The sequence below is a fragment of the Crocosphaera sp. Alani8 genome (genome assembly GCF_038442745.1).
GTDB lineage: Bacteria > Cyanobacteriota > Cyanobacteriia > Cyanobacteriales > Microcystaceae > Crocosphaera.
In genome coordinates this window covers 1-13,585 of record NZ_JARVCN010000047.1, presented here as the reverse complement: position 1 = coordinate 13,585, position 13,585 = coordinate 1, and the positions used below count along the sequence as shown (strand labels likewise).

8 protein-coding genes and 1 pseudogene are annotated in these 13,585 nt (G+C 36.0%); 1 reads left to right on the top strand and 8 read right to left on the bottom strand.

The features are described 5' to 3' along the window. The 8 genes and pseudogenes from P9B04_RS03845 to P9B04_RS03810 all read right to left on the bottom strand — a co-directional run. Positions 1-833: pseudogene (locus P9B04_RS03845) on the bottom strand (hypothetical protein); the annotation flags it as partial. A gap of 5 nt (positions 834-838) precedes the next feature. After that, a complete protein-coding gene (locus tag P9B04_RS03840) occupies positions 839-2,611 on the bottom strand; it encodes a hypothetical protein (protein WP_342053677.1) in 1,773 nt (590 codons plus the stop codon). 123 nt (positions 2,612-2,734) lie between these two features. Next, positions 2,735-3,304 carry a hypothetical protein gene (locus P9B04_RS03835; protein WP_342053676.1) on the bottom strand — a complete coding sequence of 190 codons (570 nt, stop codon included), beginning with the start codon at positions 3,302-3,304 and terminating at the stop codon, positions 2,735-2,737. A 65-nt stretch (positions 3,305-3,369) separates the two neighbouring features. Continuing rightward, positions 3,370-5,037 (bottom strand): hypothetical protein, encoded by a 1,668-nt coding sequence (locus P9B04_RS03830; protein WP_342053675.1) that lies wholly within the window; start codon positions 5,035-5,037, stop codon positions 3,370-3,372. A gap of 7 nt (positions 5,038-5,044) precedes the next feature. Beyond that, positions 5,045-6,292 carry a hypothetical protein gene (locus P9B04_RS03825; protein WP_342053674.1) on the bottom strand — a complete coding sequence of 416 codons (1,248 nt, stop codon included), beginning with the start codon at positions 6,290-6,292 and terminating at the stop codon, positions 5,045-5,047. 79 nt (positions 6,293-6,371) lie between these two features. Beyond that, entirely contained in the window at positions 6,372-9,728 is a 3,357-nt protein-coding gene (locus tag P9B04_RS03820) for a hypothetical protein (RefSeq protein ID WP_342053673.1), read from the bottom strand. A 31-nt stretch (positions 9,729-9,759) separates the two neighbouring features. Continuing rightward, a complete protein-coding gene (locus P9B04_RS03815; protein ID WP_342053672.1) occupies positions 9,760-11,331 on the bottom strand; it encodes a hypothetical protein in 1,572 nt (523 codons plus the stop codon). A 12-nt stretch (positions 11,332-11,343) separates the two neighbouring features. Then, entirely contained in the window at positions 11,344-11,811 is a 468-nt protein-coding gene (locus tag P9B04_RS03810) for a hypothetical protein (RefSeq protein WP_342053671.1), read from the bottom strand. Positions 11,812-12,117: 306 nt separating this feature from the next. On the opposite strand from P9B04_RS03810, the gene P9B04_RS03805 reads away from it, so the two are divergent. Further along, a complete protein-coding gene (locus P9B04_RS03805) occupies positions 12,118-13,431 on the top strand; it encodes a hypothetical protein (protein WP_342053670.1) in 1,314 nt (437 codons plus the stop codon). Positions 13,432-13,585 lie beyond the last annotated feature (154 nt).

Genomic DNA, 13,585 nt, shown 5'->3' with positions numbered 1-13,585 from the left:
CTTTGTCCCCTAACTTTCGGCGAGTCCCCCCAGACTTTTTGAGAAGCTTCCTGTTGTTGTACTTGATTATTTTTTGTAGGAGTAGGTTGGGTAATTGATTTTCTAATCTCTTTAATTACTGGAGTAATTTGTTCTAATTGCAAAGACTGATTGTTTTTTTTGTCTTTAACTATTATTGCTATTAAAAACATTATCCAAAAAATCAATAAACCCAGAATAATGAATTCTACACCTAAAAATTGTTCTTGAGAGTTGCTTTCAATTTCACTCAAGAACTTTTTTAATTCATTATTTTTCTCGTTTAAATAACTTAACAGATAAGTCATTAAATAATCATAATGTTCCGGCCTATTGAGATCACCCTGAATTCCCAGTAATCTTTGCACATCATCAAGAATAATACTATTGCTCCGATTACTGATTAACTTACCAAAAATTGGTTCTAAATCATTTTCTACCAAAGAAATCATATCGTTAATATATTGTTCATTTTCAACAGGTAATTTGCCTCTTATTTTTCGTATTACTTTTTTAAATTCTCGTAGCTGGAAATAGGGACTATCATAATCAATCTCTGTTAAATATAGTTCCCCATCAATTGACTTTTCCAAGTCAATTAAAAAATTATTTAAGCTTCGGTCAAAAGCAGAATAACTAATATTTAATTGGTCTAATTGGTCTAAGTCTGACTGAGAGATAAATTGATTCTGAGATAATTCTTCAGTAGCAGTATCTTTTTCATAGCTTTGAGCAATTGTTACGTGATTATCTCCTAACCCGAAGATAAATAAACCTATAATTAGCCAATTTATTAAAAAATTACTCTTCATCATAATTACTATTTTTCTGCCCACTGCTGACCTAAAACTTTTAACAATGCTTTTAAACCTAATATAAATGGTGGTTCGTACTTGTCCTTACCATCCTCCTTCAAACTCAATAACATATCATTTAAAGTCCTTTCTGTCTCCTCCCATAACTTCTGATTTTTTACCCGTTCTGGAGAACGAATATAACCTTGAAGGGGAGTGACTTCTTCAATGTCTAAATCCTTGATTGCTTTGTGAAACTCATAGAGAAACTTGGGTAACTCTACTAAATTAGTTAGTTTTAAATCTATTATTTCTCCTTCTTCAATTTCCAAACGAGAGTCAGAAGAGAATATTTTTGTTGTTTTTTGTTGTCTCTGATGGTCGAGAAATTCTATCTGACAGTTCTCTCCAGTAATCAATGCTTCATTAATAAGATCATTTTCTGAATTTAACCTTGTATTATTTAACACCAATCCACAAGCAATTTCATCCCCCAAATGTTCACTTAAGCGAGTCAATTGTTCAGTGTCTTCAAAACCAGAACCCGCACTTAACATACAACTAAAGATCGCATTGACTTCGGAATTTTTATCAAATAATCCCCTATTATCTAACCAGTTTAAAATATGCGACCCTCTTCCTCCCAAATAAACAGGAGTGATTTTATTTTTTGTATATTTTCCTTCGCTGTAGAGAACTCTCAGCATAATTCCTACATAATAATATAACCCAGCTAATCCAATAGTAGTCAGCCGTACCAACCCTTTGACATCAGGATCATCTTGTAGGATGGTTCTTTGACTATTTAACCAGTGTTTGCTCTCTAGACGCACCCAAACACCTAATTTAATATTAAAAGCTTCTCCTCTCAAATTTTTCCATCTTTTAGGCTCAAACTTCAACTTATCTTGCAAGAATTGAGGATTTATAGCCAAAAAATTACGAAATAATTCTTGTTCTCCAAATGAAATTGTGGTTTGATGAATTATTTTATTATCTTCCCAGATGCTAATATCGGCAGTCTTTTCTAAAAGATAAACACAAGTCGTATAAACTAAATCATGATCCTCAGAATCACGAAAATACTGAGCAAAAGCTAGACTTTCGGATTTTATGTTATTAGAATTAAAGTCAAGACGTTGTTGAATAATTCCTGTGGTTTCTTGCAGTTCTTTTCTTAAATCTTCCCAAAGAGAAATATACATCCTTTTATATTTTCGGGATAATGAAGAAGGATAAGATAAAAACCACTCGATTTGTTGTACTCCTGAATTAGCGGCTAATGCTGTAATATGTAAGGCTAAGTGCTTTAAAAATACCTCTATATAAGGAAGATTCTTAACTGACCATTTTAAATCAGTTTTCATCCAATCTTCTTGAGGCTCAAATCTGCTGCCATCTGGTACATAAATTCGACCATCTAAAATGGGTAATAGCTTTTCATTCTTAGGATTTCTCCCCTTAGTTGTTAGAACACTTTCTAAAGGTAAAGGTTTATCTACAGGAATAAAGTCTTCAGGAATAAAATATTCAAATAACACATTTAATCGAGTGTCTCTGTCACTTTTTGTCATTTGATAGAGCAAATTTTCTAAAGCAAGGGGTTCAGCAAAATCTTTTTTGTTCACATAAATATTAGTGAATAAAGCTTCAAAATTAACCCCTATTTTCCACCTTTTTTCTAACTGCACTGTTTCAGGGGACTTCAAAAAAATTAAGCCAATAATATTTTTTTTCCCATCTAAACAATGAATAGATTCAGGAAAAGACTCTAAATACCCTATTTGATAATTTCCCATTCCCTGTTTAAAAGAGTGGGTGTATTTAGCATTAGGAAAACTGACTTGAAAGGTAGATTCTCCAAGTTCCCCGTCATAGTAAAAACCATAATATTCGTGCCATCCTTCTGCTTGAAAATTCGGTCAAACTTCTAATACAGGCAACTGATCTGGGATGAGGTTATCTTCTTTAAGCTCATAATATTTCTGCAATAAATAATTTTGAGAAGACTGACTATTATCCTGAATATTTTTATTTTCTTTCTGCATCCCACTGAGAGGTAAATTGAGGGTTAAACAAACTTGATTTTCCTCTATTTTAAAGGAAATCTTGTTGACTAAGTCTTCAGGTGTAAAATAATCTAACAAGATAGGATTTAAAGGAATTAAAGGAGTTACTCGCCTATCGTTAAAAAGAATACCATTATTATTTTGATATTTCGGCATTAACCCACCAGGTAAAGCATTGTTTAAATCAATAAAATATAACTCGTCTAATAATAAATCATCCTTTTCCACAAAAATTACCTCTTTATTTCTTTTTAAATCCTCCAAATCATCAGATGACAAAGATTTCAAAGTTTTCTGTTGATAAATAACAATCTTTTCAGGATTTTCGTGCCACTGTATAGCTACATCATTGCCATAAAGTAATAATGGTAATCTTTTTCCTTCCTTATCAGGAGAAGCAATTACTCTAACATTAGAAAACATTTTTAACCTATTCCTCAATAAACTCAAAATAAATTTTTAAGTTGTCAATCTTTGTCATAATTAGATTAAGAAAAAATCAATTCCCCAGGTTCACAAAGATAACAATTCTTCTCCTTATCTTCCCAATAAACAATAGCAGTTTGTCTCACGATAAACTTATTACTAGTTCTATTCTCATAGCCAATACAATTAAAAATATATCTAACAGCTTCATAATTATGCTCATTAATAATCAAATTTCTCTTAGGAACTAAACAATAATGAGGACTTTCAAACTGAGGCATTAATGTTAACCAATAGTTACCATTATTCGATTCACTAAAGATAATTGGGTAGTCATAACCTTCCCTTTTTTTCTCAATACTTTCTTCGGTTGCTGTCATAATCACTATCTGACGTAGCAGAGCTTTATAATTGTTATTGTAAACAGGAAGTAAGTCTGCTTCGCTTTTAATATAATCTAAATCTGGCTTTATTACTTTCTCTTCAGCTTGAGTATAAGGAGGAATTGGGTTCAATTCTGTCATAATGGGAACACTTCCCTCTGCTTCCCAATTTTGTCCCTCTTGAGTTGTTTGCTTTATATCTAAATTGGTATGATTGTAACCTGTGTTGTCATAGTCTTGATAGGAATAATTTGACTCGGACATATTAGATTTTGTTAGTGTATCTTCTTGTGTGAATCCATTAAGTTCTTTGTCTTCTTGGTTTAGAGTTTTGGACAAATCTTTTTTAGTTTTTCTAAGAAAATCAAGTTGGCGAATAGCATAAATACTTATTCCACCTATGATAGCTAAGAAAATAAACATCACGAAAATGTTGTTATCTTTTGTTTCTTCTGTCGGGTTTGTTGGTTGTAGGGAAGTTTGATCATAAGCATTATCTCTGACTACTGTTTCTTCTTCAGGAGTTTGAGTAGGGTTATTATCTGTTGATAACGATTTTATCTCATTTCTTAAACGTTCAATTTCCTGATTACTTTCGGACAATTGTTCACTAAGTTGGTTTATTCTACTTTCTAATTGTTGAAGTTGTTTTTGTAAATCTTGATTTTCTTCATTAGAGTGAGGCCTAATTCTGGAACTGTTCTGGGATATTTCTAATTCTATTTTTTCAATATTATCATCAATATTACCCAGATATCCTTTCAAGGTTTGTGCAATTTTTCCTTGAGTCCCTTTCCCAAAAAGTCCATCAACATCACTATCTTGAGCAGTTGCACCAAACAGCAACTCTTGATAATCTTTTAGCTGAGGAATCACTTCTCTATTTTTAAATTGTTCTGTTGACTGTATTATTTCTTGCTTAAGTGGTAATAAAACATTTTCTAATCCATTCAAGTTACTATCAATATTATTAACAAAATCATCAAAAGCATTTTTTTGAGAATTGTTTTCTAAGTTATTTTTCCATGATTGCCAACTTTCTTTAGCTTCTTTTAACTGTTTTTTAGAAAGTTCAAGGTTAATTTCTGAGCTATCTATTTCCTTTTCGTAAACCAGAACTAAATCACTATTTAATTGATTAATTGAGTCCTTTAACAAGTTCGCCTTTTCCTTAAAAGTGCCTAATTCGGAAGATAGTTTTTGCAAGTCGCTACTAGCTTGCGCTATCTCGATAGCGGGATCATCTAAAAGCTTAGTTTCCATTGCTTTGAAGGGTTGAAAACTGAAAGCTAACCCGGGAACAAATAACAAAAACAGTAACTTTTGTTGAAAAAACATTTGATTCATAACTAATTTACCCACTAAATCTTAAAGTACCTTTTCCGTTAGGACTAAGAGTCCATATTTCCCCAGAAGACATTACAGTTACTTTGGCCGGTTTCTCCAACGTAAACTGATTAGGGTCTGTTTGCTCATGGACATAACCTTTGCACTCGAAGAAAATTTGCACAGACTCCATCTGGTGACTATTAAACGTCTTACTATAATTAGGAACTAAATAAGTGCCTTGTGTTCCCTGAATAATCCAATATATTCCCGTTCCTTGACTCAGAGTAGCTGAGTACTCTCGTCCTGTTCTTGCTTCTACGTTAGTGCCTTCTGTGCTTCTTGCTTGGGTTTTCCTATGTTGTAAATCTGACCTGTTATTGTAATTTGTAACTACTTCTTGTTCTTCAGGGGTAAGAATGGGATCATCTTCATCTAAATCTTCATCAGTATCATCTGAATTTTCATTGCCTCTATTTTCTGGACTTGTTGTTTGTGGTAATTCCCCCTCTATTGTATTCCCTGAACCGATTAAATAGTTTTGATTTTCTTCTTCAGAAAGATTGTTATTATCTTCTGATAACCTCAATCCAATAACAACTGCTTGCCCTATTTTATTAATAAATTCATGATCGTTCGTTACTGCTTGTGCTATTTTATTGATGAATTCATCATTATTTGTTAAATGCAGATCAATCCTATTATCAATTTGTCCAGTAATTTCGCTTCTCAAGGTTTGTTGAATTGTGTTTTCGAGCCTATTTTCTAATTGTTGGCTAAAACTATTAAGAACTTGAGCGTTAGGAGCATCCGTAGGTACAGGTTGACTATTGTTCAAGTTATTTCCCAGTGTTTCAACCGTTTCATTTAATCCTTGAACTTTATCAGGAAGCGATAATAACTTTTCGATATCGGGAGGTAATAATGATTTTTTGATATGCTCAATAATTACTTCGGTAGCATCACTTATTTTTTTCTTATTATTGAAAACTTCAAAACCTTTGAACACCAAAAATACGAAACCTTGAATCACAAGAATAATCGGAATAATATTCATTTCATTTGGAGGTGGAGTTGTTTGATTTTGCGGTGAAGGAGAAGGAGTTGGAGAAGGGGAAGTGGCTGGGGAAGTGGTTGGGGAAGGAGTTGGAGAAGGGGAAGTGGCTGGGGTTTGCGCAATAATAATATGTGAAGAATTATCTTCACCATAAACCATTCCCTGTTGAACCCCCAGGGGGATAATAAAAGCTAGAACATACAACAGATTCTTGAACACTTAGCTAACCTCCGGATTGAAGAAGTAATAAGAACGAACAAAAGACAAAAAATATGATTTTTTGCCCACTATGTGCCTACTATTTTTCTGCCCACTGTTTGCCCAGTACCTGTAATAATGCTTTCAAACCTAAAATGAACGGGGGTTCCCAACGGATGTTCTCAGAACCTTTTTCATCTCCATTTTCCTTCGCATCCTCTTTCAAGTTTAGTAACATATCATTCAAAGTCCTTTCTGTATCCTCCCACAACTTTTGATTTTTGCCCCGTTCAGAAGAGCGAATATAACCTTTAAGGGGGGTGACTTCTTCAATGTCTAAATCCTTGATTGCTTTATGAAACTCATAGAGAAACTTAGGTAATGCGACCAATTCAGACACCTTAAAATCAAGGACATCAAAATCAAAATCACTATCAACCTGCAGCCGAGACTCTCCAGTGATAATTCGGGTTTCTTCAGAACCATCCCCTTCTGCTTGATTGATGATTCTGATCTCGCAGGCTTCTCCAGCAATTAAAGGATCTTGAACTTTTTTCCCCATACCCTTTAATTTGGTTCCTTTCAAAACTAACCCACAGGCAGCTTCATCCTTGGGACGTTGACTGACGCGGGTTAATTGCTCGGTGTCTTCAAACTCAGAACCTGCACTCAACATCCGACTCAGCAAACCATTCATCTCCGAATTTTTATCAAACACACCTCGGTTATCCAGCCATTTCAGAAAGCGAGAGCCATTACCACCGATGTAAACTGGCGTGATCTTGATTTCTTTGTATTTTTCTTCGAGATGCAGTACCCTGAGCAATATCCCCACATAATAGTACAATCCAGCAACCCCAATAGCAGTCAATCGGACTAAACCCTTAACGTCAGGATCATCTTGTAATACCGTTCTTTGACTCTTTAACCAGTTTTCGCTCTCTAGGCGCAACCACACATCTAATTTCGCGTTAAAAGCCCCTCCTCTCAAATTTTTCCATTTTTTGGGGTCGAACTTCAATTTATCTTGTAGAAACTGGGGGTTCATCGCCAAAAATTGCGAGAAAATATCTCGTCCAGCCAACTGCACAGAACATTGATGTAATAGTTCATTTTCTGCCCAAATAGAAATATCAGAGGTTCCTCCTCCCAAATCAAGACAAGTGGTATAAACCAGGTCATGTTCCTCAAAATCAGCAAAATATTGGGCTACTGCTAAACTTTCGGTTCGGAGATTATCTGAGCCAATTTCGGGATAATTTTGCTTGATTCCTGTAGTCTTTTCTAGTTCACTGACTGAATCCTGCCAAACTTTTGCATAACGATTGGTATCTCGCTTAGAAAAAGCGGAAGGATAAGACAAAGACCAATTAATTTCCCTAACCCCTTCTTTAGCTACTAAGGCACTAATGTAGAGGGCTAAGTTTTTAATGAAAAGTTCATTAAAGGGCAGATTTTCTGGTTCCCATTTCAGGTTGGTTTTCATCCAGTCTTCTTGGGGCTTAAATCTGCCGCCATCTGGTACATAAATCCGACCATCGACAATGGGCAACATTTTCTCGTTTTTGACATTTCTTCCCTTTGTTGTCAGTACACTTGATAAAGGTAAGGGTTTCTCCACAGGAATAAAATCTTTGGCAATGAAATGTTCAAACAACACAATGATACGAGTGTCATTATCACTTTTTGTAACCCTGTAGAGCAGATTCTCTAAAGCAAGGGGTTCGGGAACCTCTTTTTTATTAACATAAATATTGGTAAAGGAAGTCCCAAAATCAACACCAACTTCACAGATTTTGCTTAAAGAAACTGTTTCGGGAGAGGGGAGTAAAATCAAGCCAGCAAGTTGTTTTTGTCCATTCAAACACTTAACATACTCAGGGAAAGACTCTAACTTTACCATTGTGTAATTGCCCCTTCCCTGTTGAAAACTGTTAGCATATCTTGGTTTTGGGAAGCTAACTTGAAATGTTGAATCTCCTAGTTCTCCGTCGTAGTAAAATCCATAGTATTCTTGCCAGTTTTGCGCATTAAAATTAGGCCACACTTCTAGGACTGGCAATTGATCTGGGAGTAAATCATCTTCTGTTAGTTCATAATCTTTGTAGACTAAATAGTCTTGAAAACCCTTAGTATTACTCTTACTTCCGCTCTTTTCGTCTTGGACTCCTGTTAGGGGTAAAGTGAGACTTAAACGTATTTTATTAGCTGCTCCTCTGATGGGTTGAAACTTGATTTTACTCAGCAAATCTTCAGGAGTAAAATAGTCTAATAAAATCGGATTGAGGGGAATTAAGGGAGTTACCCGCTTATCATTAAAGACCATTGAATTGTTACCGGTTGTCTCTGGTAATAAAGCCCCAGGTAAAGCATTATCTAAATCAATAAAATATAATTCTTCTAAAAATAAATCGTCTTTTTGAACAACAACAACTTCATTTTGCCAGCGAATTTTTAAATTTTCTAAATCCTCCACCTTCAAGGAAGCTAAGGTTTTTCCCCCATGAATAGATATATTTTGAGGCACTTTGCCCCAAATGTTGGGCATTTCTGTATCATAAAGCAATAAGGGTAATTTTCCGTCCCCTTCTTTTGTCCCTGAAGCAATTAACTTTACGCTGGAAGGTTTTTCTGGTCCTTTGACGGGAGTATTAAGACCAACTAAAGCACCTCGGTTAATGAAAACCCCAAAAAACTGAAGATTGTCGCTAAAAATATCTGTTTGAGTATCATCTAATTTTTTCAAGGTACCCTGAAAATCAGAGATCAAACCCTGAATAATATTAATTGCATCATCATTTCCGTTGTGATTGTCTAACTCTGCGTTTAAACTCTTTAACCAACCCCATAAAAATTTCTTTTCGTCTTCATTTAATTTAGATTGGGGTGCTTCCAAACAGTTTTTTTGCCGATTCCACCAAGGCAATCCCTCCCATTTCCCTTCTTCCGACGGTACAACTAAAGTAGAAGGAGAAGTTAATCCTACTGGTTGATCGTTCCACAAAAATATAAATAAATCTTCCCAAGGATGCTTATTATCTAGAGTGTAGAGGTTTTTCCCTTCATAATCTGGCAACAAATCCACTAAAGACTTAGCAAAAGGTTTCTTTTTTTCACCTAACTCGATTAATTTAGCGGTCATGGGTAAACCTCGATGTTCCGCTAGGGCGATCGCCGCTAACATCCCTTGCCACTGGGCTACCATCGCACCCCGCAAAGGATGTTGATTATTGTGTAATACCATCTCCAAGGTGAGGGGACGAGCCCACATGGTGGGTACCGAGCTTATTTTATTGACTTCTCCTGGGGCATTATATTCTAAACTACTAGCAACTGTGTTAAAGGCTTTTTCTGGTTGCTGATTCCATGTTCCACCAGCTTCTCCTTGGACATCCTTGTCGGATTTTAGTGGGGGTAAGAAAAAAGTGGTAGATTCCTTTGGTTCATTTGCATTCATGGTTAATTTTCCTTATTTTACTGATTAACTATTAAGACCATTGAGAAAGAATGTATAAAGCATTAGCTAACCTCACTGTTCCTAAACTGGAACTTCCCAAATCGAGGGTAGAAGAGTTGATTAGTTGTTCCTTAATTTTTTGAATTTCATCTTGATTTTTCCTTCCTTCTTCCCGAGTATCTCCTAAGACTAAATCTCGCAAGTATTCTCCCCTCACTTGTCCATCAAAACTCTCCAACGGACCAGTACGAAATAGTTCCAGTTCAATTGTCCCTGGAGCATACTCCTGAATTTCTCTCACCCAGCGCAAATAGTCTGTACACCAATTTGTCACGGTTTCAATAGCTTTTTGCTCTTCGGGATCGCTTAAACTGGGTAATTCTTGTCCTTTTTTGTCAAATATCTTAGCTATCGCTCCCAGTTCGGGGTTAAAAAACTGATCAAACCAAGGGGCCCCAGCACGAAATTTAGCTACCCCTATTTGTTGTGCAGTGGACAACTCCGGCAAAATATTCGACAACCAGATATAGGCAAAGCGTACCCCTGTCGCTAACTTCCGTTGAACATCGGCCATTTCTGGTAAATCACCCCAGACAAGTTTTTCAGGGTTTCTACGACTGATTAAAGCCACTTTCTCTGTTCCTTTAGAAGAAGGATTGTTTGACTCCGCCTTAGAATCATCTGAAAAATGACGAGCTGCTAGGGCTGCATAGAGTTCTATAAAATGGGGTTCGTTTCGTTGTGTATTTTTGCCAACGCTAAATTTATACCTAGAAAAGTTTTGATCTCCTAACAGATAAACCTTATCAAAATACTGATTTTGGTCTGTATAGTACCGCAGTGCCGCTTCTGTGTTCAATAAAAACTGGTCTGAACTGGCATAAACTTGTTGACTAGCATCGGGTCCAGTGGGCTGGAATTGAAAATAAGGTAAGACAAATAAACAAGCGATATCAACGCTCCCACGAATATTTTTACCTTCTAACTTGTTATGGATCAAACGACCTAATGTGGGGAGTCCGGATGCCCCTGTTCCGCCAAAAATTGACCCGCATAAAAATATCTTTGGTCTTTGTCCTGATCCGCAATCGGCCTGAATTTGACTAATTAAATCGTACCAAGGTTGCTCATCCAAGTTTTCTAAGTCTAGACGACTCATGATTGCTGCACCTATGGATGGCCGACCCCGAAATCCCACATCTAAATTGGCTTCGCGTTCATCTTTGGTATAGAGAACATCAAATAAACTTGCTAATTCTGGATCGTTTTGAAGCAGGTTATTATAGCCAAAAAACGACTCTAAGTCTTTGTTGACTTTGGTATTAGCAAAGGGTGACCATAAGTCGGGACTGAAAGCGTTCAGTTGGGTTTGCATCCAAACATGGGGACGTTGTTGACTCTTGAGCAAGTTATAACAATTTTGATAAGTTTTGAGACCAATTCTTGCCCGCTCTAAGTTGCCATTCGTTTCATCTGCATCCACAAACAACATCCTAATTGGCTTGTCTGTAAACAAACCCACGCTGGCAATTTGGAGAATAGCTTCTAGACATTTTGCCCCTGTTCCGCCAATGCCAATTACATAAAGAGAATTCTGAGCCATAATGGAATACTGCTAGCCAATCAAACGACGTATAAAAGAAGAACCTGGTGGAATGTTCCTAAATAATCCGGGTGAACTGGTTACTGTCGGCAACCAATACAATAAAACCGCATCGAGAATAAAAAATCCCGTTAGAGTTATGAGTGCATCATCGCTCTCATTGAAAAAATATAGGGCGATGCAAATTCCTACGATTGGCAAAAGTGCTAATAAACCCCAAACAACTCGCCAACGAAATACATCCAGCGCTCCTGTTGCTTTGGCTCTCGCTGTCATAAAAGTCCAGATTAGGGTTGCTCCAAGAGAAGAACCAAAAACGAACCAACCCCCTACTGTGTAGTAATCACTTATCCAGGTTGTCAGGGGTACATCTGAGACTCGGATGAGACGGTTTTGATAAAGTAGCGGTTGCAAATAAAAAATTAATACTAAACTTATCAAAACACACACAATTATGCGAATAATTTCTCCACTTTTCATTAACACTTTTTCCGCTCGAAAGCGTCCACACGACTTTTTGGCTTTTTAATTTAACAACGATGCAATTAATAGATTAGGGAATGATTAAAGAAGACTCACTCGGCAAAAAATACCGGCATGATCTAGAATTAGAGTCGACTCCTCCAGTGTACTGTTAATTCGCTACTAAGTATAGCAACATTTACTGTTGACTGCTGGTGTATTGTAAATATTGATTACAAGGTGATTAAACCCCTATTTCGACTCAAATGGTGCTTAGTAGCCCTTGCTACTGTTATTCTACTAGTCTCATGCAAAAGTCCTACGGTGTTTACCGATCAAGACTATCCCTGCGAATTTGAACAACAGAGTGCTTCCTTTTCTGAGTCAAATCCCCTAGAAATTGCCCTTCACGTTGACGGTAGTGGCTCTATGCTAGGGTACGTTGATAATCCCAACAGTCGTTATATCAGAACACTAAAATTGCTGGATAGTGTTTTTCACTTGGACAACGGACCAAGAGACGAACAAACATTAACACACTACCGCTCAGGTGGTAGAGACAACCAATTAATCAGCCGTCAACAATATCGTAATGCTTTTGACCCAGACTTTTATACAGGAGCAAACCCTAATTTTCCTAAAGTGTCTAGCCATCTGGATAAAGCTATTACTCCACCAGAGGAACAAAACGAAAAACTTTTAGTTTTTGTTACTGACTTAGAACAAAACGGAGCAGATGTTAATAACGTAATTAAAAAAATTGAAGAAACCTATTTAAAAAACAATCAAAGTAACTATTCTGTTGGTATTCTGGGGGTTAAGAGTGAGTTTAGAGGAACGGTTTATTCAACTGATCCTAGGGTGAGTTCTGATTTTTATTATGATACAACAGATAAATCAGCTATTGAGGAATACCGACCATTTTATGTAGTTTTCATTGGTCCTTATTCTGACTTAATCTACTATTATCAGGCTCTAAAAAGAAAGTCTAGTGATCTGATTGAAACTAGCGAGTTTGTTATTTTCTCTCCTAATCAGTTCATGAAAGAGCCTAGTTATCCCAGATTAACAGATAACCTTCCTAACGAAGTTAGTAGTCCTCAATATCTTCAAATCGGGAGAGTTGGCTTTGAAAGCAATCACTCCTCTTATACACTTTTGGAAGTACCTGGAAGAATTGATCAGCAAGCTATTTCTATCCCTTTTAGCTTAGACTTTTCTCTTTTGGACCACACATTGCCTCCAGATCCAGAAGGAATTAAAGCTGAAAAAAGTCTTCAATTATCAGATTCATTTGAGAAAAAATTTGTTAAACAAGATAACAATTCTCCATTAAAACAAGCTTTAAATATTACTGATGTAAATCTCACGGACAACACCTTAACATTTAATACGAAAGTTAAACCCGAATCTTTGACTGAATCAGGTATTTACCTATTCACACTAGACTTAAAAATTGATAATTTACAGGGTGCTTCTTGGTGGGAAGACTGGGACTGGGAAAATAGATCCGATAACCAAGATGGGTCAAAAACCTATAACTTTTTTAACTTCATGACTAACATGAAAAATCTCATGACAGATGGAAATAAAAAACCTAGTATTAATCGCTTTTGTTATGCTATCCAAAAAAACTAGAAGGGAAATTATACAGAAGACTTGATGATGGTATTTAATAGAATACTGATGTTTATAGTGAAATTGATTAGGGTTAGAAATAGAAGATTAGCTTTTATTTTTATACCAAATCCGCTCTTGTTATACCCTTTATAAGCTAGAATAGGCAGATGTC